General features: G+C 68.5%; 21 protein-coding genes. 5 read left to right on the top strand and 16 right to left on the bottom strand.

Translation table 11 applies throughout. The annotated features are described in order from the left end of the window. Positions 1-72: 72 nt before the first annotated feature. The 4 genes from SOM08_RS05165 (at position 73) to SOM08_RS05150 (ending at position 4,915) form a co-directional block, all read left to right on the top strand. Positions 73-1,743 carry a thiamine pyrophosphate-requiring protein gene (locus SOM08_RS05165; RefSeq protein ID WP_416186997.1) on the top strand — a complete coding sequence of 557 codons (1,671 nt, stop codon included), beginning with the start codon at positions 73-75 and terminating at the stop codon, positions 1,741-1,743. 4 nt (positions 1,744-1,747) lie between these two features. Continuing rightward, positions 1,748-2,917 (top strand): alpha-hydroxy acid oxidase, encoded by a 1,170-nt coding sequence (locus tag SOM08_RS05160; RefSeq protein ID WP_322470164.1) that lies wholly within the window; start codon positions 1,748-1,750, stop codon positions 2,915-2,917. A gap of 41 nt (positions 2,918-2,958) precedes the next feature. Continuing rightward, entirely contained in the window at positions 2,959-3,975 is a 1,017-nt protein-coding gene (locus SOM08_RS05155; RefSeq protein ID WP_322470163.1) for a tripartite tricarboxylate transporter substrate binding protein, read from the top strand. Between the two features lie 97 nt (positions 3,976-4,072). Then, positions 4,073-4,915, top strand: coding sequence for an SMP-30/gluconolactonase/LRE family protein (locus SOM08_RS05150; protein ID WP_322470162.1), 843 nt, complete (start codon positions 4,073-4,075; stop codon positions 4,913-4,915). A gap of 882 nt (positions 4,916-5,797) precedes the next feature. On the opposite strand, the gene SOM08_RS05145 is transcribed toward SOM08_RS05150, so the two are convergent. The 10 genes from SOM08_RS05145 to SOM08_RS05100 form a co-directional block, all read right to left on the bottom strand. Then, complete coding sequence (locus SOM08_RS05145) at positions 5,798-6,340, bottom strand: hypothetical protein (RefSeq protein ID WP_116958251.1); 543 nt, start codon at positions 6,338-6,340, stop codon at positions 5,798-5,800. A gap of 7 nt (positions 6,341-6,347) precedes the next feature. Next, a complete protein-coding gene (locus SOM08_RS05140; protein ID WP_116958252.1) occupies positions 6,348-7,112 on the bottom strand; it encodes a hypothetical protein in 765 nt (254 codons plus the stop codon). Between the two features lie 124 nt (positions 7,113-7,236). After that, a complete protein-coding gene (locus tag SOM08_RS05135) occupies positions 7,237-8,385 on the bottom strand; it encodes a hypothetical protein (RefSeq protein WP_322470161.1) in 1,149 nt (382 codons plus the stop codon). Between the two features lie 117 nt (positions 8,386-8,502). After that, the gene (locus tag SOM08_RS05130; protein WP_116958254.1) at positions 8,503-10,035 is read right to left on the bottom strand and encodes a class I adenylate-forming enzyme family protein; all 1,533 of its coding nucleotides are present in this window, start codon (positions 10,033-10,035) and stop codon (positions 8,503-8,505) included. 10 nt (positions 10,036-10,045) lie between these two features. Beyond that, complete coding sequence (locus SOM08_RS05125; protein ID WP_322470160.1) at positions 10,046-10,846, bottom strand: SDR family oxidoreductase; 801 nt, start codon at positions 10,844-10,846, stop codon at positions 10,046-10,048. Then, on the bottom strand, positions 10,839-11,594 hold the full coding sequence (locus SOM08_RS05120) for an SDR family NAD(P)-dependent oxidoreductase (RefSeq protein WP_322470159.1): 756 nt from the start codon (positions 11,592-11,594) through the stop codon (positions 10,839-10,841). The genes SOM08_RS05125 and SOM08_RS05120 overlap by 8 nt, the downstream gene beginning before the upstream one ends. A gap of 11 nt (positions 11,595-11,605) precedes the next feature. Further along, on the bottom strand, positions 11,606-12,883 hold the full coding sequence (locus SOM08_RS05115) for a TRAP transporter large permease (RefSeq protein WP_116958257.1): 1,278 nt from the start codon (positions 12,881-12,883) through the stop codon (positions 11,606-11,608). Next, entirely contained in the window at positions 12,871-13,386 is a 516-nt protein-coding gene (locus SOM08_RS05110; RefSeq protein WP_147326190.1) for a TRAP transporter small permease, read from the bottom strand. The genes SOM08_RS05115 and SOM08_RS05110 overlap by 13 nt, the downstream gene beginning before the upstream one ends. An 8-nt stretch (positions 13,387-13,394) precedes the next feature. Further along, positions 13,395-14,369, bottom strand: coding sequence for a TRAP transporter substrate-binding protein (locus tag SOM08_RS05105; RefSeq protein WP_322470158.1), 975 nt, complete (start codon positions 14,367-14,369; stop codon positions 13,395-13,397). A gap of 33 nt (positions 14,370-14,402) precedes the next feature. Then, positions 14,403-15,224, bottom strand: a complete 822-nt coding sequence (locus SOM08_RS05100) for a class II aldolase/adducin family protein (protein WP_116958260.1) — start codon at positions 15,222-15,224, stop codon at positions 14,403-14,405. A gap of 88 nt (positions 15,225-15,312) precedes the next feature. Here SOM08_RS05100 and SOM08_RS05095 point away from each other — a divergent pair, with 88 nt between their 5' ends. Next, complete coding sequence (locus SOM08_RS05095; protein WP_181936440.1) at positions 15,313-15,996, top strand: TetR/AcrR family transcriptional regulator; 684 nt, start codon at positions 15,313-15,315, stop codon at positions 15,994-15,996. Here SOM08_RS05095 and SOM08_RS05090 read toward each other — a convergent pair. The 6 genes from SOM08_RS05090 to SOM08_RS05065 all read right to left on the bottom strand — a co-directional run bounded on the left by SOM08_RS05090 (position 15,993) and on the right by SOM08_RS05065 (position 21,722). Continuing rightward, entirely contained in the window at positions 15,993-16,595 is a 603-nt protein-coding gene (locus SOM08_RS05090) for a TetR/AcrR family transcriptional regulator (protein ID WP_116958262.1), read from the bottom strand. The two genes, SOM08_RS05095 and SOM08_RS05090, sit on opposite strands and share 4 nt — an antisense overlap. 66 nt (positions 16,596-16,661) lie before the next feature. Continuing rightward, positions 16,662-17,795, bottom strand: coding sequence for an ABC transporter permease (locus SOM08_RS05085; RefSeq protein ID WP_116958263.1), 1,134 nt, complete (start codon positions 17,793-17,795; stop codon positions 16,662-16,664). Further along, on the bottom strand, positions 17,792-18,697 hold the full coding sequence (locus SOM08_RS05080) for an ABC transporter ATP-binding protein (protein WP_116958264.1): 906 nt from the start codon (positions 18,695-18,697) through the stop codon (positions 17,792-17,794). The genes SOM08_RS05085 and SOM08_RS05080 overlap by 4 nt, the downstream gene beginning before the upstream one ends. Continuing rightward, positions 18,694-19,680, bottom strand: coding sequence for an HlyD family secretion protein (locus tag SOM08_RS05075; RefSeq protein ID WP_116958265.1), 987 nt, complete (start codon positions 19,678-19,680; stop codon positions 18,694-18,696). The genes SOM08_RS05080 and SOM08_RS05075 overlap by 4 nt, the downstream gene beginning before the upstream one ends. Before the next feature lie 82 nt (positions 19,681-19,762). Continuing rightward, entirely contained in the window at positions 19,763-20,749 is a 987-nt protein-coding gene (locus tag SOM08_RS05070) for a tripartite tricarboxylate transporter substrate binding protein (protein ID WP_116958266.1), read from the bottom strand. 28 nt (positions 20,750-20,777) lie between these two features. Beyond that, positions 20,778-21,722 (bottom strand): amidohydrolase family protein, encoded by a 945-nt coding sequence (locus tag SOM08_RS05065; protein ID WP_116958267.1) that lies wholly within the window; start codon positions 21,720-21,722, stop codon positions 20,778-20,780. Positions 21,723-21,726: the final 4 nt, after the last annotated feature.

The raw sequence follows: 21,726 nt of genomic DNA, 5'->3' as shown, positions 1-21,726 counted from the left end.
TGGTATTAGAAGAGCATACCCACAATTTCTTCCGGGCGCGAATTCCCGCGCTGGAGGAACACTTTGCGAGTCATGGATCTCGTCGCGCACATGCTCAAGCGTGAAGGCGTCGACACCTTGTTTTGTTACCCCACAACACCCGTCATCGAAGCGGCCGCACAGGCAGGCATTCGACCAGTGCTGTGTCGCCAGGAGCGTGTCGGCGTCGACATGGCCAACGGCTATACCCGCATCAAGGACGGCAAGCCTTTCGGGGCGTTTGCCATGCAGTACGGTCCGGGCGCCGAGAACGCCTTCTCCGGCATTGCCACTGCCTTCTCCGACTCCACGCCACTGCTGCTGCTGCCGCTGGGCCATCGTCGCGAAGTGGCGCAGGTAGCACCGACGTTCCGCTCTTCGCGCACTTACGCCAGCGTCACAAAGAACGTGGAAGAGATCGTTGTTCCGGAAGAAACGCCCAATGTGATGCGCCGCGCCATCTCGCAGTTGAAGAATGGCCGCCTGGGGCCGGTGATGGTGGAGTTTCCGATGGACCTGGTGGAACACGAACTCGGTGAGTTCGACCTTCAGTACCGCGGTGTGAGAACCTCCCGCAGCGCCGGTGACCCAAGCGATGTGGACGACGCGGCGGCGCTGCTGCTCAAAGCCCGTTGCCCGATCGTTCAGGCTGGACAAGGCATCTTCTACGCAGACGCGTGCGCCGAGCTGCTCGAGCTGGCCGAGCTGGTGGGACTGCCCGTGCTCACCACGGTGGAAGGCAAGAGCGCCTTCCCGGAGAACCACCCTTTGTCGCTAGGCACCTCGGGCGCGGTGCTCACCGGTCATGGGCAGCGCTTCCTGGCCGACGCCGACCTGGTGCTGGCCATCGGCAGCAGCCTGACACGCCACCACCTGACCAACCGGGTCATGCCGGTGGCAGACAAGACCATCATTCATGCCGTGTCCGATCCGCGCGATCTGTACAAGGGCTACGAAACCGACGCAACCATTCTGGGCGATGCCAAGCTCGTGCTGCGCCAACTGATCGAGGCGGTGCGCGAGCGACTGCGGGGCGCCCCTGCCCGCACCAGTCCCGCGCCGGCAATTGCAGCCGCCAAGCAGGCCTGGCTGGCCGAATGGTTACCGCGTCTGAAAAGCAACGCCAAACCCATCACGCCTTATCGCGCCATCCACGAGTTCTCCAAGGTCATTGCCGCGCACGAAGCCATCGTCACCCACGACTCCGGCAGCCCGCGCGATCAGATCCTGCCGTTCTACGAAGCCACCACACCCCACAGCTATCTGGGCTGGGGAAAGTCGCACGCGCTTGGTACAGGCTTGGGTCTAACGATCGGCGCCAAGCTCGCCGCACAGGACAAGTTCTGCGTGAACTTCATGGGCGATGCCGCGTTCGGCATGACGGGACTTGATTTCGAGACTGCCGTACGCGTGGGTGCGCCCATCTGCACCGTGGTGTTCAACAACGCCACGATGGCGGTGGAAACCCGCAACATGGAACTCTCGCACTCGCTCTATCGCACCCGGGACATTGGTGGCAGCTACGCCAACATTGCGCGCGACCTGGGCGGTGTGGGCGAACGAGTGGATGACCCCGGTGAACTGGCTGCAGCCTTTGAGCGTGCGCGGGAGCAAACCCGTGAAGGCCGACCCGTGCTGCTGGAGATCATCACCAGCGAGGAGCGCGAATTTTCTCACCGCCTCAACTCGTTCGCGGCCCTGCGCGCCGCGCAGGCGAAGGACTGACGCCATGGCCCACCGGATCGACAACGCCGCGAACATCGAAGACTTGCGCATGCTGGCAAAGCGACGCCTGCCGCGTGCATTCTTCGAGTTCCTCGACCGGGGCACGGAGGACGAAGTGGCACTCGCCAACAACCGTACAGCTTTGCAGCGCATCCAACTCAATGCCCGAGTCCTGGTGGATGTCACGCATCGGTCCCAGCACACGGAACTGTTCGGCAAGCGACAGGAGATGCCCGTGATCATCTCTCCCACCGGCGTGGCCGGCCTGCTGTGGTACGACGGCGAGGTCGCGCTGGCTCGGGCGGCAGCGGCGGCCGGCATTCCTTTCTCACTGGCGACCACGTCTGTGGCCGCGCTGGAAGACATTGCCGAACGCGCCGGCGGCCGCTTGTGGTACCAGGTCTACATGTGGCCCGAGCGCAAGCTGTCCTACGAGATGATCGACAGGGCCCGCGCCGCCGGCTGCGAAGCGCTGATTCTCACCGTGGATGGCGCCGTGTCACCCAACCGCGAGTACAACACCCGCAACGGCTACACAGCACCGTTTCGCTTCACCACCCGCAACGTTGCGGATGTGCTCATGCACCCGCGCTGGATGCTCGGCACGTTGGGTCGTTATCTTGTTGATGGTGGCATGCCCGAGTTCAAGAACTACCCAAAAGAGGTTCGCGAGAAGGTCACCTCCCGCAAGATCGAGCGCCGCACGCTGATCAACAACCAGTCGCTGAACTGGGAGGACGTGAAAGAGTTGCGGCGTGTGTGGAAGGGCCCCCTGATCATCAAGGGAATCATGAATGCGGCGGATGCACGCATCGCTGCGTCGCATGGTGCCGACGCGGTACTGGTCTCCAACCACGGTGGAAGGAACCTCGATGCCGCACCTGCGCCCATCGAGGTGTTGCCCGAGATCGTCGACGCGATAGCCAAGAGCGTGCCGGTGCTTGTGGACAGCGGCTTTCGCCGAGGAAGCGACGTGATCAAGGCGCTCGCGCTTGGCGCAAGTGCGGTGCTGATTGGGCGAGGCACCCTCTATGGAACGGCAGCAGCAGGCGAGCCCGGCGCGCGACGTGCGCTGCAAATCTATCGAACCGAGATCGACCGCGTGATGGGCCTCATGGGCTGCTGCGCTGTCAGCGAACTCGGCCCACATTCCGTGCGCCTGTCGCAGGGATAGGCAGTCAGAGGCAAGTGCAGACATCAACCAAGGAGACAAACATGAGGCATGAAATCAACGTGCAGGTGGCAAGGAAACCCGACGTCCCGCGCGTTTCGCGACGTGCGACGCTGGTCGCTGGCTTGGCCGCGACGGCATCCCTGACAGGATGGCCTGCTTGGGCGCAGGCCGATCACACCACGCGCATCATCGTGCCCTTCTCGCCGGCGGGACCGGCAGACGTGATGGGCCGCATGGTGGCCGACGAGATGCGACCCAATGCCAAGGGCCCGGTGATCGTGGAGAACCGCCCCGGCGCCGGCACAAGCATCGGGGCTGCCGTGGTGGCGCGTGCTGCCCCCGACGGCAGCGCCTTGCTGGTGGCGACCGCCGCACATGTGATGAATGCACCGCTGTTGCCCCTGCCCTACGATCCGGTGAATGACTTCACCGCGATTGGCGGTTTTGCCTACCAACCGTTTGTGGTCACTGTGCTGGCAACCGACACGGTCAAGGACTTCGCCGGCTTCGTCGAGCAAGCACGTACCAAACCCGGCTCGTTCACGCTGGGCACCGCAGGCGTTGGCAATGCCAGTCACCTTGCAGGGCTGCTGCTCGAACAATACACAGGTGCACGCTTTCTGTACGTTCCCTATGGCGGTTCGTCGCAGCTTCAGGTCGCCATGCTGGGCGGCCAGGTGCGCGGTTCGTTCTTGAACACCACCGTCGCCCAACCCCTCATCCAGGCAGGAAGACTGCGTGCACTGGCCGTGACAGGCAAGCAGCGCTGGCGACAACTACCAGATGTTCCCACCGTGGCGGAGCTGGGTTTTCCGGACTACGAATGCATTGCGTGGTATGGATTTCTCGGGCCCAAGGGCATGCAGAAAGACCAGGTCGACCAGCTCTATAGGGACATCCATGCCATCCTGCACAAGGATGCCAACCGCAAGATCATCGCGGACCAGGGTCTGGATCTGTACGACGAACCGCCAGCGGCCTTTGCTGCGTCCCAGGTTCGTGAGTTCCGCAAATGGGCCAAGGTCATCGAAGCCGCGGGACTGAACAAGAAGCCCTGAAGACCCACTACGCCCCGAAGTCACCGCACCAATGATGTTTGCACCGCCGCCCCCTGTATGCGCAGAAGTATTTTCGCGCCTGCCTGATGCGTTTCGCGTGCGCGACAAACCCATCGTGCGCAACGGTGTCATTCGTGACTCCTTGCTGGAAGGACCGTCATTCGACGCGCAGGGCAATCTGTGGTGCGTGGACATGGTCTACGGGCGCATCTTCCGGATCGATCCGGCAGGACGCTTCGAACTCGCCGCGCAATACGACGGAAACCCCAATGGGCTCAAGTTCCATGCGGACGGTCGCATCTTCATCGCCGATCACCAGCGTGGCCTGCTCACGCTGGAGCCGGTCAGCGGCCGAGTGGAGACGGTGCTGGCCGGATTCGGTGGCGAGCCCTTTCGGGGGCTCAACGACCTGCACTTCTCCAGTACCGGCGACCTCTACTTCACCGACCAGGGCAGCAGCGGCCTGGAGGCGCCGGCAGGTCGGGTTTTCTGCCTGCGTGCAGATGGTCGCCTGGATCTGCTTGTGGACAACGCACCCAGCCCGAACGGCATAGTGCTGAGTGCGGATGAGAAGACGCTGCACGTGGCGGTCACGCGCGCCAACGCTGTGTGGAACATCCCCTTGGCGCTGGCCCCCCAAGGCCGGGCTCGCCGTGTGGGGCTGTTCGTCCAACTCAGCGGCGGGACCGGGCCGGACGGTCTCGCAATGTCCGAAGATGGGCACCTGCTCGTCGCGCACGTGGGGATGGGTGTGGTCTGGGTGTTCGACCCGCTCGGTGTTCCGGTGCTTCGGATCGATGCGCCGAGTGGGCGTGGCACAACCAACCTCGCCTTCGGTGGCCAGGACCGCAAAACGCTTTTCATCACTGAATCGGCCAGTGCGACCATATTGCGGGTCAATCTTCCGTTCGCTGGGAAGCGCCTGTTCTCGAACCACTGATTCACCAGCCCAGGATTCTGTGGAAGTCGACATATGTGTCGTCTTCTTGTCGCGAGCCCATGCAAGACGACCCTGTACTCACGACTCTGCTTAGTAGTAGAGGGTCTTCGGATGGTGTGCCTGTGCGAAGAACAACCAGCGCTTCACCAGAAGGCCCGCATATTCCAACCCCAGCGCGCATGCCCAGCCGGCACGCGATGACGAGTAGCGGAGCGGCAAAGGCGAGCACCTGGGGTGTCATCTCCACCATGCGCAGCGCGAACGGCGTAGCGCCGTGGAAGAACTCCCGCGTGTTGAACGAGCCACCCGTCATGCCCATGGACTTCTGCGCAATGCACGGCTGTGCCAAGCCCGTCGCGCTCTGAAGCGTGGACTTGGGCTTCAGACGGGCGTTGCGTCGTAGCGCCCCCCAGCCACTGCTCCCACGCGGCGTCGCCGGTAAGCGCAGCCACCGCATCGCACGCGAGGCCGGTCATCGCGTAGTTCACGATGGTCAGGGCAAAAACCGCCCTTTAACGGACAAAAAAAGCGCGCGCGCGCGCCCCTTTGAAGTCGGTACGAAAACATGAAATCAGCGCTCGCTGGTGTTCAACGAAGCTGAGAGTGGTTCGCTGCGTCCTACCTCCACCGCCAGCGAGTCTGAGGCCCCTGCAGTGCAGGGGCTTTTTTGTTGGCTGAACGCGAGGCATGGCGCTGAATGGCGCAGGCCCCGGGCGTTTCTCCCGGCGCCCCTGGCACCCGTCGCAACGCGCTCAGGCCGGCACGGGCCGACTGTCTGTCGACCGGGGGTTCGGTCGATCCCGGTGGGGAGGCCAGCGGTGCCGACGTCGCATGGGGTGCCGCGGACCCGATGCCTCGACTTGCGGGGCGTTGGATAGGGCCTCAACGCCGGCACAGCTTCACCGGCCCCCGCCCCTGACAGCCCCGACGCTGCGTTTCCACGCTGCACTTCAGGTCGTAGGCCGAACCCTTCCACGCCCACACCGGCTCGCAGAAGCCCGCGGTACCGATGCGCAGGTCCGGCCAGCCCTGGGTTCGTGTGGGCAGCGGCGTGACGCTCGCGCCGGGAAAACCCAGTTGCTGCGCATAGCGGCCCTGCGCGTCTTTCACGAACAGAAACACCGACGAGCCGGTATGACCCGAGGTGCAGGCATTGCCCGCGATCACCAGCACCTCGGGCACACCGTCGCTGTTGAGGTCGAGCACCTCGGTCTCGTGCGCGATCTCGCCGCAATCGGGCGCGATCAAGGCCTTGCCACCCGGGGCGAGCCGGTAGTCGAGCAGGCGGAAGATGGCCTGCTGCTCGGCCACGGGCAAGCGGCCGGCCATGTCGCCGAACAACAGGCGCGGCCCCGCAGGCTGGGCCCAGGTCGCCGCTGCGGTCGTGAAGCACAGCGCGGCCAGCCAGCACGAACGCGGTGCCATGGGGCGCTCAGAGCTTGGGCGCCGCGCCGCGCGACAACCGCGCCTTCACGGCCCCTTGCCGTTGCTGCTCCACCCAGTCCTTGGCCTTCTGGTGCGTGCCGGCCCAGGCGCCGTAGTCCACCAACCGAACCGTGAGGTTGCGCACCGGCTCGCCAGCCATGCTGGCGGCTGCGGCCAGCCCGCAGGTCGACGGGTCTCGCGGCACATGGCCCTTGTCCTGGCCGCGCTTGAGACTGCTCAGGATGTCGGATGCCTCGCCCACCCCGATCACCGTGGTGTTGGGCGTGCTGCGCCAGCACATGGGTTTGCCGGGTTCCCCCCAAACGAGGTTGGTGGTGGCGTTGCTCTTGCCGCTGGTGGTGGGCGCGCCGTAACGCTGCGTCAGCTGGGCGCCGAGCTGGGCCTGCGTGGGTGGTGCCTTCAGGCTCAGTTGCCGCGTCACGCCGAGCACGCGCGAGGCGCTGGGCGGCGGCGCGAAGTAGAGCCGAAAATCCTCGCGGCCTTGCGCGTCGTCGAAGCTCACCCACAGCTCGTACAGAAAGGACGGCGTGTTGAGCTGCTGCACGCCGTCGCTGTAGCTGTAGGCCATGTGGCGCTTCTGCACGCGCATGCCGGGCCGGTGTGCGCTGAGCGCTGCCATCGCTTCGGCTTCGCTCATGCCGGGGCGCAAGCCCACGATGTCGAACGAGGCTTGGGCCACGGCGGGCTGGCACAACGCGGCGGCCATGGCGAGCAGCCCGGCCGAGGCGCGCCGGGAAACGGCGTAACGCATATCGACTGTCCTCGGATGTGATGGGCGCATGCTAGGTCGCGCGGGCACGCGACACACCCCCCAAATGAGAGGTACACCAATGAACGGTGCGAGACCCGCGGCGCTGGCGGGCGGGGTCACGACCTCAGTGCGTCTGCAGCGGGCGGGCCGACTGCGTGACCCGCACCAGCAGCGCGATCAGTTCGCTCTGTCGCGTGGACCCGGTCTTCTGGAACAGGATCTTCAGGTACCAGCGCGCGGTGGCATAGCTCATGCGCGCGCGCGACGCGGCTTCGCGCAGTCCGCCCCCGTCCATCAGCGACAGCGCCAGCCGCGCTTCGGCCCTGGTAAAGCCGAACAGCGCGGACAGCGTCTCGCGCGCCTGCGCGAGCGGCAGCGCCAGCGGCTCCGACAGGCTCACGAGGACGGCCGCCTGCGGCGACACGAACACGCTGCGCGTGCTGCGCAGGGGTGTCATCTGCAGCACCAGCCCCTGGACCACGAGCGCGGCCGGCTGGAGCGGTTCGGCCCGGGTGCTGCCGGCCGTGCAGGCGTTCAGCAGGGCATCGACACGCGCCTGGTCTTGCGGCTCGCGAGCGGCGAGCCGGCCGCTGCGCAAGCAGAAGCCCTTGCCCCGCGCGAGCAGCCGCAGCGCCGCCTGGTTGGCCTGCAGCAAGGCCCCTCGCGCGTCGAGCACGGCCATGCCCTGCTCCACCCGATCGAGGGCCATCGTGCTGTCGCTGCAACGCTGCGTGAGCGTGTCGAGCTTCACCACCATGCGCATGGCGCGTTCCATGTGCCTCGCGAGCCGATCCAGGCGGCGTTGCTCGGCACCACCGAAGGCGCCGCGACCGGGCTCGCGCAGCAGGCTGAAGTTGAGCACCAAGCCCTCCTCTGCCCACGGGGTGATGCCCATGGTGTGCGCGAGGTCCTGCGGCCGCAGCCACTCGTTGAAATAGGTCGAGCGCCGCAGGGCCTGCGGGTCTCCCAGGTGAGCGAGCATGCGTTCGTCGGTGCGGACCACGCCGGGCCGGTGCAACTCGGGCGTTTTCAGACAGGGGTTGTCGGGCAGGTAGAAACTGGCCGAGAAGCGTTTGATCTGTGCCCGCTCGACGCCTTCGACGCGAACGGGCCGCAGGGCGCGCGCGCGCAGGTCCAGGCAGTACAAGGCTTCCACCCGCGAATGGAACAGGGCGCGCAGCGCCCGCATGGCATCGTCCCAGGCGGCTGGGTCGATCACAGCGTCGTACAGGGCCTCGGTGGCCCGGTGCATGAGGACATCGGGTCGGGACATGGCGGCGTTTTAACCGATATCGGCCCATCGCAAGCGGGTGCCTTCCCCGCGCGGCGACCGGCGTGGCCAAGGGAACGCGATCTCGCGCGCGCGCACCATCGGCCGCCGTGGAACCGCTCAGTCGGCCTGGCCGGATGCCGCCAGTTGCTCGCGCAACTGCGCTTTGAGGATCTTGCCGGCGGCGTTCTTGGGCAGCTCCGCGGCCTGCAGGTAGCGCTTGGGCCGCTTGAAGCGCGCGATGTGCTCGATGCAGAGCTGGTCCAGCTCCTGCGCCGTGGCGGCCTCGCCGTCGCGGCAGCTGTAGACGGCCACCACCGATTCGCCCCAATCGGCGTCCGGCATGCCGAGCACACACACCTCGCGGACCGCGGGGTGGCGCAGCAGCACCTCCTCGACCTCGCGCGGGTAGATGTTGGTGCCGCCGCTGATGATCACGTCCTTGCTGCGGTCCTTCAGCGTCAGCAGGCCGTCCGCGTCGAAGGCGCCGACGTCGCCCGTGTAGAGCCAGCCATCCCGGAGGGTTTTGCGGGTCGCGTCCGGCAGGTTCCAGTAGCCCAGCATGACCGTGGGCGCGCGCACCACGATCTCGCCCGTCTCGCCGACCGGCAGGGCCTCGCCGCGATCGTCCAGGATGCGGATCTGCACGCCGGTCTGCGCGTAGCCGCAGGAGGCCAGGCGCGCCTGCAGCCGGGGGTGGCCGCGCTCGTGCTGCGAGCGTGTCAGCGAGCTGATGGTCATGGGCGTTTCGCCCTGGCCGTAGATCTGCGCCAGGCGTTCGCCGAAGCGATCCATGGCCTGCACGCAGTCGGCCACGTACATCGGCCCGCCGCCATAGACGAGCGTCTGCAGGCCGGGCAGGTCGGTGACCGCCGACAGCGTGAGCCGGGTGACCATGGTCGGCGCGGCGAACATCGACACGCCCCGGTGCACGGCCATCAGCCGATCGATCTCGTCGACCTCGAAGCCGCGCGACTCGGGGCAGATGTGCAGCGAGCCGTGCAGCACGTGCGGCAGGATGTACAGGCCCGAGCCATGCGACATGGGCGCCGCGTGCAGGATGGCGCGGCCCATGCCTTCGGGCTCGACGTCGTTGGCGTAGGCGCAGGCCATCGCCAGCAGGTTGGCGTGGCTGAGCATGGCGCCCTTGGGCCGTCCGGTGGTGCCGCTGGTGTAGAACAGCCAGGCCAGGGCGTCCGGGGCCACCGGTTCGGGCGCCATCGGGGGCGCGCCCAGCAGGCGCTGGTAGTCGGCGCCGCCGACCGCGATTCCGGGCGTGCGCGGCACCAGGCCGAGCGCGTCCAGCGCGTCCTGGTGGCCCGGGTCGTGGAACAGCGCGCGCGCCTGGCAGTCGTCCAGGATGAAGGCCAGTTCGCGCGCGTGCAGCTTCACGTTGACCGGCACGACCACCAGGCCACGCGCCCAGCAGCCGAACATCAGGGCCAACCACTCGGGCTGGTTCTTCATGAAGATCACCACCCGGTCGCCGGGCCGGCAGCCCAGGCGGGCCAGCCCCGCCGACACGTCCAGGGCGCGCTCGAGCAGATCGCCGTAGCGCGCCACGACCCGTTCGCCCAGGGCCACGGCCGGGGCCTGGGGCCGCTGCGTGGCGGTGCGCCACAACAGGCCGAAAACACCGTGATTGAAATGCATGGGGACCCTTTCAGCGCCGCGGCATCGGCTGGTAAGTCTGCCAGCCGGAGCCCGCCAGCCAGCCGCAGTCCACCACCAGGGTGGTGCCCGTGACCGCGGCGGCCTGGTCGGACAGCAGGAAGCGCACGCTGGCGGCGATCTCCTGGGGAGTCGCGAAGCGGCCCATGGGCACCTGCGACAGGATGGCATCCGCGTCGCGCAGGCCGGCATCGATCTTGTCCTGCAACGCCTGCGTCAGCGTGAAGCCGGGCGCCACGGCATTGATGCGCACACCGTGCGGCGCGTAGGCCACGGACAGGGAGGCCGTCAGGTTCTCCAGCGCCGCCTTGGCGGGACCGTAGGCCAGCAGCGGCGTGGCGCGCTGCGCGGTGACCGAGGACACGGTGACGATGGCGCCGCGCCCGGCCACCCGCATGCGCTCGCCCCACAGGCGGCAGCAGTGGTAGCTGCCGTGGTAGTTGATGCGCCAGACCCGGTCGTGCACGGCCAGGTCCAGCGTGTCGATGCCATGCATGGGCTGCAGCACGCCAGCGGCCAGCACCATGTGCTCGACCCGCACGCCACGCGCGTCGAGATCGGCGGCGATGCCCTCCAGCGCAGCCGCATCGGACACATCGACCTCGCGCGTCTCGACCGCCACGCCCAGCGAGGACAGGCGCGAGCGCGCCGCCGCCAGGCCGGCCGCGTCCACGTCCAGCAGCACCAGGGCACTGCCTTCTTGCGCCAGCGCCTGCGCGCAGGCCAGGCCGATGCCGCTGGCACCGCCGGTGATGAGAGACCAGCGCCCCTCGAATGCGTGTGTCTCAGCCAATCCAGGCCCCTCCGTTGACGTCGATGACCTGGCCTTGCACGTAGCTGGCCGCCGGGCTCATCAGAAACGCGATGATCCGCGCCACCTCCACTGGCTCCGCGGCCCGCCCCAGCGGGATGCGCGAGGCGTCGTACGAGCGGCCCTCGATCATGGGGGTCAGCGTGACCCCGGGCGCGACGGCGTTGACGCTCACGCCGCGCGGCGCGGCGCGCTGCGCCAGCCAGCGCGCCGCGGTGTGCAGGGCGCCCTTGCTCGCCGCGTACTGGCCACCGGCCAGCAAGCCGCCATTGCGCGCCGCCATGGACCCCACCAGCACGATGCGCCCCTGGCCGCGCGCGGCCATGGCCTCGAGCATGCGCAGGCTCAGCCGCAGCGGCGCCGCCACGTTGATGCGGAACACGGCCTCGAAGCTCTCGTCCCAAGCGGCGGACGCGGGGTCGAGCCCGGACTCGTCCGGGCACACCGCGCTGGTGATGGCCAGCGCATCGACGTCGCCGCACTGCGCCAGCAGGCGGTCCTGCGCCGAGGCCTCGGACAGGTCCATCGCCAGCCACCGGTGCGAGGCCGCCGCGCACAGGGTGTTTCGCAGGTCCTCGGCGGGCAGCTGCCGGTCGACCAGGGTCAGGCGCGCGCCGAGGGCCGCGCAGATGCGCGCGAGGGCCCAGCCGATGCCGCCCACGCCCAGGATCAGGGCGTGCCGCCCTCTCAGGTCGACGCCCAGCGCGTCGATGCCTTCTTTCGGGTTCATCGTGCCGCCCCCTATCGAAACACCGCGTCGCGCAGCGTGAGCGAGATCTCCGGCACCGCCGAGATCAGCACCAGGCAGAGGATGACCACGCCCACGAACGGCAGCAGCGGCTTGACCAGCTGGTCCAGGGGGATGCGCGCCACCGCGCAGGCGGCGAACAGGTTCACCCCCACCGGCGGTGTGATCATGCCCAGGGCCAGGTTCACGATGACGATCAGCCCGAAGTGCACCGGGTCGATGCCAAAGAAAACCGCCACCGGGGCCAGGATCGGCGCCAGCACGATGATGGCCGCCCCGGTCTCGACGAACATGCCGATCAGGAACAGCGCGAGGTTGACGCCCAGCAGGAAGTTCATCGGCGTCTTGAGCGTTTCCTGCAGGTAGTGGCCCAGGGTCTCCGGGATGCCGGCGTAGTTCACCAGGTAGGAGAACAGGCCCGCGTTCATGATGATGAACATGATCACCGAGGTGGTGACCGCCGACTGGCGCAGCACGCGCGGCAGCGCGCGCCAGCTCAGCCCCTTGTAGACGAACAGGCCCACGAACACCGCGTAGACCACGGCCACCGCCGAGGCCTCGGTGGGCGTGAAGATGCCGCCGTAGATGCCGCCCAGGATGATCACCGGCATCATCAGCGCCCAGAAGGCGTTGCGCCCCGCCACCCAGAGGGCCAGCCGGCCCTCGCCATCGCGCTTGCCCATGCCCGTCACGCGCGCCCAGATGAGCACGTAGAGCATCAGCGCCCCCGCGATGAGCACGCCCGGGCCGATGCCGGCGACGAACATCTCGCCGATCGAGACCTCGGCCGCGACGCCGTACAGGATCATGGGCACCGACGGCGGCACGATCACCCCCAGCTCCGCCGAGGTGGCCTGCAGCGACGCCGCCCAGTTCGTGGGATAGCCCATGCGCACCAGGGCCGGGATGAGGATGGAGCCGACGGCGAAGGTGGTGGCCACGGACGAGCCCGACACCGCCGCGAAGATCAGGCAGGTGAGCACGCAACTCAGCGCCAGGCCACCCTGCATGCCGCCCACCAGCGAACGGGCGAACTCCACCAGGCGCTGCGAGATGCCGCCCTCTTCCATCAGCTTGCCGGCAAGGACGAAGAAGGGCACCGCCAGCAGCGGAAACTTGTCGAGGCTGGAGAACATCTCCTTGGGCACCACCACCAGCGGCAGGCTGCCCGACATCAGCACGCCGCCCAGGCTGGCCAGGCCGATCGACACGGCCACGCTGACGCTGAGCGCGAAGCACAGCAGCATCGTGCCGAACATCATTCCTGGCATGCCAAGCCTCCAAACTCCCGCTGGCCTGGCGCGTCTTGCGACGGGGCGATGAACTGGGCCACCAGGGCGATGGCGGCGAAGGCCGCGCCCACCGGAATGGCCGCGTAGGCCCAGGTCATGGACAGCTCCACGCTGGCGAAGCTCTGGAAGCGCACCCGCCAGGCCATGTCGGCGCCGATCCAGGCCACCGTCACCAGGAACACCAGCGAGAGCAGGAACACGCTCGCGCGCACGAAGGCCCGCAGCCAGGCCGCCCGCACGCGGTTGATGACGTCGACGCAGATGTGCGAGCCGTAGCGAAAGCCGATGGACAGCCCGATGGCCACCAGCCAGATCATGGCCCGCCGCAGGAACTCTTCCGACCAGGGCGAAGGCTCATGCAGCACGAAGCGCGTGGCCACCTGGAAGAAGCCCAGCAGGGCCATCGCACCCATCAACGCGGTGAGCGCGAGCGCGCACAGGCGCTCGCACCCATTGGCAAACCCCAGGTATGCGCGGCGCACGTTCAGGCTCACTGCACGCGCTGGATGGCCGCGATGTCGGGGCCGAACTGGGCATCGAACTTCTTGAAGGTCGGCGCCAGCGCCTTGCGGAAATCGGCCGTGTCCGGGCGCGTGATGCTCATGCCCTCTTTCTCCAGCAAGGCCACGGCAGTCTGTGCCTCGCGCGTCACGCGCTCACGCTGCGCCGCCGCGCCGGCCTTGGCGGCGTTGAGAAACAGCTGGCGGTCGGCGGCGTTGAGCTTGGCCCACAGCGCCGGACTGGCGATGAGCAGCGTCGGCGAATACACGTGCGAGGTGAGCGCCAGGTGCTTTTGCACTTGCCACAGCTTGGCCGTCACCAGGATCGACAGGGGGTTCTCCTGCCCGTCGATGGTGCCCTGCTGGAGCGCGGTGTAGACCTCCGGCCAGGCCATCGGCGTGGGCAGCGCGCCCAGGGCGCGGAAGCTCTCCACGTGCACGCGGTTTTCCATGGTGCGCAGCTTGATGTTGGCCAGGTCGCCCGGCGCGCGGATCTCGCGCCGCGAGGTCGTCAGGTGGCGAAAGCCGTTCTCGCCCCAGGCCATGGCGATCAGGCCCTTGGACGGGAAGGCGGCGAGCAGCTTCTGGCCCACCGCGCCATCGAGAACGGCGCGGGCGTGTTCGGTGTCGCGGAACAGGAAGGGCACGTCCAGCACACGGATGTCGGGCACGAAGTTGCCCACCGTGCCGCTCGACACGAAGGCGACGTCGAGCGACCCGATCTGCGCGGACTCGACCATCTCGCGCTCGTTGCCCAGGGTCGCGTTGGGGGCCTGGCTGCACTTGAAGCGGTTCGCGGACCCCTTCTCCAGCGTGTCGCAGAACGCGTCGGCGCCAGCGCCATAGTGGCTGTCGCGGGACACCGCGTAGCCGATCTTGACGATCTGCTGGGCGTGGGCGGCGGCGCCGGCCAGCGTGGCGCCGGCCACGGCGATCGCCGCCGCGAGGGTGCGGAAGGTGCTCATGTCTTGTCTCCTGGTTGTCGGTTGAAGTCGGGATCAGTTCTTGTAGGACGGGTCGAGGCGGTCCAGCTTGCGCAGCAGGGCCGGCCATTCGCGGTTGGCGTCGCTGCTGAAGTCCTCCTGCCATTGCTGGTCGGTCAGCGCGCACACCTGCGGCTCGGGCACCAGCAGGCGCTGGCCGGTCGACTGGGCCGTGATCTGGGCCTGCGCCGCCTTCTCGAGGTAGTACATCTCGACGAAGGCACCCCCCACCGTCTTGCCGACGGTCAGGGTGCCGTGGTTGCGCAGCACCAGCGCGCGGTGCTGCCCCAGCGCCGCGACGATGCGCTCGCGCTCACCCGTCGACAGGGCGATGCCCTCGTAGTCGTGGTAGCCGATGCGCCCATAGAAGCGCAGCGCGTGCTGGCTCAGCGGCTGCAGGCCCTCGGGCAGCATGGACAGGGCCATGCCGTGGATGGTGTGCAGGTGCATGACGCTGCCCATGTCTTCGCGGGCCTGGTGGACACCCCCATGGATGACGAAGCCGGCGGCGTTGGGGCGATAGGGCGTGTCGCCGATGACGTTGCCGTCGTAGTCGATCTTCACCAGCGAGGAGGCCGTGATCTCGTCGAAGGCCAGCCCCAGCGGGTTGACGAGGAAGTGCCCCGACGTGCCCGGCACACGCGCCGAGATGTGGGTGTAGATGAGGTCGTCCCAGCCGTGCATCGCGCACAGGCGGTAGGCTGCGGCGAGGTCCACGCGCACCGCCCACTCTTCGGCGGTGATGCCCACGGGGTCGGGCCGCCGGTTCGCGTCGAGTTCGAAGCTGCGGAAGCTGGTCTGACCGGCCTGCGCGACCTGTTCGGCGGATTGCTGCATGATGGGGAACGTCTCCTTTTTATAAACTGAACGTTCAGTATATTAACATCGCGACACCATGTCTACTCGAACGCCTGCCGACAATTCAGTGGCCGAAAGCAAGAGACCGCGCGGGCGCACGCGCAGCAAGGAGGCCGAAGAGGCGGTGCTGGATGCCGCCTATGCCCTGCTGTCGGAGCACGGCCTGCAGGCCACGACGGTCGACGCGATCGCGGCCCGATCGAAGGTGAGCAAGGCCACCATCTACAAGTGGTGGCCCAACCGCGCCGCGATCATCATGTCGGCCTTCCGGCGCGAGTCGCTGGTGTCGATCCCCTACCCCGATCGGCTGTCGCTGGACGTGGTGATCGACCGTCTGCTCAACATGAGCGAGCAGTTCCGAGGCCCCCTGGGGCGCATGATGGCGGCGCTGATCGCGGAGGGGCAGTCCGACCCGGCGCTGGCCGAGGCGTTTCGCGAAGGCTACATCCGGGCCCGGCGCGAGGAAGGCGTTCGCATCGTCAAGTCCAGCATCGCCGATGGCACCGTGCGCAACGCCGACCCGGAGGTCATTCTGGACGTGCTCTATGCGCCGCTGTACTACCGCCTGCTCGTGGGCCACCAGACGCTGACGCCGAAGTTCGTGCGCGAGTACCTCGACCTCGCCATGCACGGCGTGTTGAGCGAGAACGTCAAGCTCGACGCGGTCCGGGCCAAGAAACCGGCGAAACCACCGAAGAAGGGCCAGGACACGAAGGCGCCCGCCGCACGCGCGGGCACCCGCTCCTCCTAGGCGGCAGCCCGGCTGCCTTGCGCCTCCCTCACCAGGCCCACGAACTTGCGCGCCAGCACGCGCGGTGAATCGCGGCCGTCCGGGTCGAACCACAGGGCCGCCCAGTTGAGCGCGCCCATGAGCATCAGGCGCAGGGCGCGCCTGTCGGTCCCGGCCGGCAAGGGCAGCTGCGCCACGACCTGGCGAAAGAACTGCTCGTAGCTGTCCCGCAGCTCCCGCAAGCGGTCCGCGGCCTGCGGGATGTCATCGGGCAACACACGGATCAGGACCTGGGCGTAGTCGCTGTCGCGCAAGACGGTCTCCAGGTGCGCCTTGCACATCGCCTCCAGGCGGTCCCAGGGATCGGTCTCCTTGGCCACGGCTTCGGTGGCCGCCTTTTCCAGTTCGATCACGCCGGCCTGGTACACCGCAAGCAGCAAATCTTCCTTCGAAGGGAAGTGGTAGTAGAGCGAGCCCGGCAGCATCTTGATTTCGACGGCGATGTCCCGCATGGACGTCGCGGCGTACCCGTGGCGGGCAAAGAGGCGCGCCGCGGCATCCAGCAGCTCCGGCAGTCGGTTGTCGGATCGGGGCGATCGGGCCGGTTTGGTGCTGGACATAGAGGCAATCGTCGGTGGGATGGGTTGGGGAGAGGCACGCCTTGAGACCGGTCCGCCGGTGGGCCCTCAGTCGAGGGTCTGCCGGTAGCGCGCGAGCGCGACCACGGCCGCCACCAGCAGGAAAGCCAGCATGGGCCACAGCTCGGGCAACACGTCCGCCAGCGTGCTGCCCTTGAGCAGGATACCGCGCACGATGCGCAGGAAGTGCGTCAGCGGAAGGACTTCGCCGATGGCCTGCGCCCAGGCCGGCATGCCCCGGAACGGGAACATGAAGCCCGACAGCAGCATCGAGGGCAGGAAGAAGAAGAAGGTCATCTGCACCGCCTGCAGCTGGTTGCGGGCGATGGTCGAGAAGGTGAAGCCCACGCCGAGGTTGGCCACGATGAACACCCCGATCATGGCCAGCAGCAGCCAGACGCTGCCCACCATGGGCACCTCGAACAGCACGAAGGCCGCGCCCAGGATCACGCCGAGCTGCAGGTAGCCGATCACCACGTAGGGCAGGATCTTGCCCAGCATCACCTCCGCCGGCCGCACCGGCGTGGCCAGCAGGCTCTCCATGGTGCCGCGCTCGCGCTCGCGGGTCATGGCCAGGGAGGTGAGCATCACCATGGTCATGGTCAGGATGGTGCCGATCAGCCCCGGCACGATGTTGTAGCGCGACAGCCCCTCCGGGTTGTAGCGGCGGTGCACGCGCAGATCGAACGGCGGCGCGGCCGCCTGCAGGCCGCGCAAGGGGCCCACGAGGTCGTGCTCCAGCGCCCGCGGCACCAGCTGCGACAGCGCGGCGATGGCGTTGGCCGCCGCCGACGGGTCGGTGGCGTCCACCGAGACCAGCAGCGCGGGCGTCTCGCCGCGCAGGAGCCGGCGCGAGAAGTCGGCCGGGATCGCCACCACGAATTGCACCTCGCCCAGGGCGATCAGGCGCTCGGCCTCGGCCTCGCCGGCCGGCTGGTGGGTGATACGGAAATAGCCCGTGTTCTCGATCGCGCTCACGATGGGTTGGGCCAGCGCGCCCCGGTCGGCGTTCACCAGGGCGGTGGGCAAGCCCTTGGGGTCGGTGTTGATGGCGTAGCCGAACAGCACCAGCTGCAGCACCGGAACGCCGACCGCCATGGCGAAGGTCAGGCGGTCGCGCAGCATCTGCTGGAACTCCTTGACGAACACGGCCAGCGTGCGCGCCCAGGAAAGGCCGTTCATGCACGCCCCATCAGGTTGATGAACACGTCCTCCAGGCTGGCCTCGATGCGCTGCACCCCGAAGCCCTGCTGCTCGAGCGCCCGCAGGCGGGGCTCCACCGGTGCCGCGTCGCGCGCGCTCAGGTGCAAGGCATTGCCGAACGCGGCCACGCCGAGCACGCCGGGCCAGGCGCGCAGCGACGGTGCGAGCGTGCTCACCCCTTCCCCCTTCAGCGACCACACCACCAGCCCGGCCGCCTCCAGAATCTGGCGCTCGCTGCCGCGCGCCAGTACGCGGCCGTCGACGATGTAGACCAGTTCGTGGCAGCGCTCGGCCTCGTCCATGTAGTGCGTGGACACGAGCACCGTGATGCCCTGGTCCGCCAGGTCGTGGATCTGGTCCCAGAACTCGCGCCGCGCCTTGGGGTCGACGCCAGCCGTCGGCTCGTCGAGCAGCAGCAGGCGCGGCTCGTGGATCAGGCAGGCGGCGAGCGACAGGCGCTGCTTCCAGCCGCCGGACAAGGCGCCGGCCAGCTGCCCCTGGCGCGCGGCCAGTCCCAGCCGCTCCAGCGTGCGCGCCACCACCTCGCGCCGCCGCGGCAGTTCGTACAGGCGCGCGACGAAGTCCAGGTTCTCGCGGATCGACAGGTCCTCGTACAGCCCGAAGCGCTGCGGCATGTACCCCACCTGGCGCTTGATGCGCACCGCCTGCTCGCGCAGGTCCAGGCCCAGGCAGGTGCCGCTGCCCGCGTCCGGACGCAGCAGGCCGCACAGCAGGCGGATCGTCGTGGTCTTGCCACTGCCATTGGGGCCGAGGAAGCCGCAGATGCGCCCGGCGGCCAGCTGCAGCTGCACGCCATCGACCACCTTGCGCCCGCCGTAGGCCTTGGTCAGGCCGCTGACGTCGATGGCCAGCGCGCTCATGGCGTGCCCGCGACAGGGCGCTCGACGTCGACCGGCTGCCCCGGGTGCAGGCGCGCCGCGTCCGCGGGCTCGGGCCGGGCCTCGACCATGAACACCAGCCGAGCGCGCTGCGCGTTCGAATAGATCACCGGTGGCGTGTACTCGGCCTGCCCGGCGATGTGCGAGACACGGACCTGCAGCGGCGCGCCACAGCCGTCGCAGCGCGCCGCCAGGGACTGGCCGAGGCGGATGCCGGACAGCTCGGCCTCGGGCACGAAGAAGCGCAGCTTGATGTTCCCCGGCGGCAGCAGCGCCAGCACCGGCTGGCCGGCCGGCACGAACTCGCCCGGGCGAAAGAAGACATCGTTCACGACACCGGCCACCGGCGCGAACCGCCGCGTCTTCTCCAGCTGGCGCTCGAGCAGGCGCAGGGCGCCGCCCGCCGCCGCCACGTTGGCGCGGCTGGCTTGCTGCTCGTCGCCGCGCGCCGGCAGCTGGGCGACCCGCAGCGCGGCCGACAACTCGTCGACCCGCGCGGCCGCCGCGCGCTGCCGCGTGCTGGCGTCGTCGACCTGGGCGAGCGACACGAAGCCCTGCGCCAGCAGGCGCTGCTGGCGCTCGACCTCGCGCTGGGCCAGCGCGAGCGCCACCTGGGCCTGCGCCAGCTGCGCCCGGATCACCGCCTGCTCGTCGGCGCGGCGCCCCTTCTCCAGATTGGCCTGTTGCGCCTGGGCGGCCTGCAGCCGCGCGGCGGCCTCGTCCCGGGCCGCGGCTTCGCTGGCCGATTCCAGCTCGAACAGCGGCGCCCCGCGCGCCACGGTGTCGCTGGCGCGCACCTGGAGGGATTCGAGGGTGCCCGCCAGCGGCGCGGCCACGTAGACGAAATCCCCCACCGCATAGCCGGACCAGGTGGCGGGTGGTTCGGGCGAACAGGCCGCGAGCGCCAGCGCGGCGGCGGCGCAGAGTCCGCGGGCGACGGGGGACGCGCTGACACGGCAGAACATGGCGCCAGCTTAGAGGAAATGGCCGCCGGCGTCGCCGGCTGGCCATGATCTGGATCAAGCCGGCGCGCCGCCGGCGACCGCCTCAGTCCACCTTGAGCTTGACCGCCTGGAAGATGCGCGTGAGGCGCTGCGCCTCGGCGCTGTAGAACTTCTGCGCCTGGGCCAGGGGCATGGCGCGCTTGAGCGCGACACCGCCCGCCTCGCGCGTGTAGTTCTCGAATTCGGGCCCCTGCAGGGCGGTGTCGACCGCGCGGTGCAGCGTCGCCACCACCTCGGCCGGCACCTGGCGCGGCAGGAAGACACCGGTCCACACGGTGTAGACGAAGTCCTTGAGGCCATCCACGTCGCCCAGGCGCGGCACGCCGGCCACCGGCTCGGCCGCGGCGTTGGCGATCAGGCGCAGCGAGCCCTGCTCGATCAGCTTGGCCGTGCTGCCGGCCATGGGCAGGAAGGCGATGTCGACCTGTCCGCCGAGCAGGTCGTTGAGCGCGGGCGCCAGCCCCTTGTAGGGCACGTGCAGCAGCTGCCCGCCCGTGAGCGACTTGAAGTGCTCGCCCATGAGGTGGTAGAGCGTGCCGCTGCCCGGCGTGGCGTAGCTCAGCGCCTTGGCCGACGGGTTCTTCATGTGCTCCAGCAGCTGTTGCACAGAGCGGATGTTCAGGCTGGGCCGCACCACCAGCGCGATGTTGGTGTACGACAGCTGCGACACCAGGACCAGGTCCTCGGGCTTGTGGCGCACGTTGGGCATGGTCAGGGGCGGCAGGATGGGCTCGGCCACCGTGGCCAGCAGCACCGAATGGCCGTCGGGCGGCGCCGACAGCACCTTGCCCACGCCGAGCGCGCCGCCCACGCCGGCGAAGTTCTCCACGATCACCACCTCACCCAGCGCTTTCTGCACCAGGGGCTGCATGACGCGCGCCACCATGTCGGCGGGACCGCCCGCGGGGAAGGGCACCACCAGCGATACGCGGCGCGCGGGGTAGCTCGCCTGCGCCAGGGCCAGAGGGGCCACGGCACTCAGGGTCGAGGCCGCGGCGGCGGCCAGCAGGGAGCGGCGATGGAAGTTCATGTGCTTGTCTCCTGTGAGGGGCTGGGAATCAGGCGGCGGCCTTGTCGGCGCGCGTGCCCCGGCCTTGCTTGGCCTGGTCGATGCGGTACAGGCGGGTGGCGTTGCCGCCCATGATGAGTTCAATGGCGTGGTCCGGAATCTCCGGCATGCCCAGCGCCTTGGCGTGTTCGTTGATGCCCTGCACGGTCTTGTGGAAGGTCCACATGAAGGGGTTCTCCGAGCCGTACAGCAGCCGCTCCCAGGGGTTCACGCAGCCGAAGTCGTGGATCAGCTGGTAGACGGTGCGCGGGTGGTAGAAGCCCAGCGCGCTGAGGTCGGCGTGGAAGTTGGGGTTGCGCGCGACCACGCCCATGGCCTCGGCCGCGTAGGGGTAGCCCAGGTGGCAGATCACCACCTTCATGTCGGGGAAGCGCTGGCCGACCTCGTCGAGCAGCCAGGGCTGCTGCAGTTTCATGTCGGCGCCGCACACGGGCGTGAAGCCCATGTGGAAATGCACCGGCACGCCCAGCGCCGTGGCCGCTTCGTACAGCGGGTCGCAGGCCTTGTCGCGCGGATCGAAGTGCGCATAGGTGGGGTAGAGCTTGATGCCGCGGAAGTCGAGGTCGCGCACGCAGCGCTCCAGCTCGTCGGCCGCGCCCCAGGGGTCGACGATGGGGTCGGCGCTGCAGATGCCGATGAGGCGGCCGTTGGACGCCGCCACCTGCTTGGCCACGAAGTCATTGGGCACGTCGTAGGGGCGGTGCTCGGGCTTGAGCACGCGGTTCCAGTTGCCCGCGAGCACGCAGCACACGTCGATGCCGACCTCGTCCATCACGTGCACCAGCATCTCGCCGTCGCGCCGCTCGGACTTCACCTCGGTGCTGTGGTAGCGGAAGCCCCGCTCGCTCCAGTTCTTGCGCAGCTGCTTGTACACGTGCTCGGACACGTGCACGCCGGGCTGGCCCAGGTGGATGTGGTTGTCGACGACGAACATGCGG

Origin of the sequence: Hydrogenophaga sp. SNF1, assembly GCF_034421675.1 — a bacterium.
Taxonomy (GTDB): Bacteria; Pseudomonadota; Gammaproteobacteria; order Burkholderiales; family Burkholderiaceae_C; genus Hydrogenophaga; species Hydrogenophaga borbori.
The sequence above is the reverse complement of the archived record's forward strand: the minus strand, read 5'-3'. Positions and strand labels throughout refer to the sequence as shown.

Bases quoted from the DNA above. Each gene is read 5' to 3' on its own strand.
- SOM08_RS05090 (WP_116958262.1), bottom strand. From the start codon at position 16,595: ATGTCCAGCACCAAACCGGCCCGATCGCCCCGATCCGACAACCGACTG.
- SOM08_RS05115 (WP_116958257.1), bottom strand. From the start codon at position 12,883: ATGCCAGGAATGATGTTCGGCACGATGCTGCTGTGCTTCGCGCTCAGC.
- SOM08_RS05145 (WP_116958251.1), bottom strand. From the start codon at position 6,340: ATGGCACCGCGTTCGTGCTGGCTGGCCGCGCTGTGCTTCACGACCGCA.
- SOM08_RS05130 (WP_116958254.1), bottom strand. From the start codon at position 10,035: ATGCATTTCAATCACGGTGTTTTCGGCCTGTTGTGGCGCACCGCCACG.
- SOM08_RS05105 (WP_322470158.1), bottom strand. From the start codon at position 14,369: ATGAGCACCTTCCGCACCCTCGCGGCGGCGATCGCCGTGGCCGGCGCC.
- SOM08_RS05085 (WP_116958263.1), bottom strand. From the start codon at position 17,795: ATGAACGGCCTTTCCTGGGCGCGCACGCTGGCCGTGTTCGTCAAGGAG.
- SOM08_RS05155 (WP_322470163.1), top strand. From the start codon at position 2,959: ATGAGGCATGAAATCAACGTGCAGGTGGCAAGGAAACCCGACGTCCCG.
- SOM08_RS05075 (WP_116958265.1), bottom strand. From the start codon at position 19,680: ATGTTCTGCCGTGTCAGCGCGTCCCCCGTCGCCCGCGGACTCTGCGCC.
- SOM08_RS05080 (WP_116958264.1), bottom strand. From the start codon at position 18,697: ATGAGCGCGCTGGCCATCGACGTCAGCGGCCTGACCAAGGCCTACGGC.
- SOM08_RS05070 (WP_116958266.1), bottom strand. From the start codon at position 20,749: ATGAACTTCCATCGCCGCTCCCTGCTGGCCGCCGCCGCGGCCTCGACC.
- SOM08_RS05140 (WP_116958252.1), bottom strand. From the start codon at position 7,112: ATGCGTTACGCCGTTTCCCGGCGCGCCTCGGCCGGGCTGCTCGCCATG.
- SOM08_RS05100 (WP_116958260.1), bottom strand. From the start codon at position 15,224: ATGCAGCAATCCGCCGAACAGGTCGCGCAGGCCGGTCAGACCAGCTTC.
- SOM08_RS05160 (WP_322470164.1), top strand. From the start codon at position 1,748: ATGGCCCACCGGATCGACAACGCCGCGAACATCGAAGACTTGCGCATG.
- SOM08_RS05165 (WP_416186997.1), top strand. From the start codon at position 73: ATGGATCTCGTCGCGCACATGCTCAAGCGTGAAGGCGTCGACACCTTG.
- SOM08_RS05120 (WP_322470159.1), bottom strand. From the start codon at position 11,594: ATGAACCCGAAAGAAGGCATCGACGCGCTGGGCGTCGACCTGAGAGGG.
- SOM08_RS05065 (WP_116958267.1), bottom strand. From the start codon at position 21,722: ATGTTCGTCGTCGACAACCACATCCACCTGGGCCAGCCCGGCGTGCAC.
- SOM08_RS05135 (WP_322470161.1), bottom strand. From the start codon at position 8,385: ATGTCCCGACCCGATGTCCTCATGCACCGGGCCACCGAGGCCCTGTAC.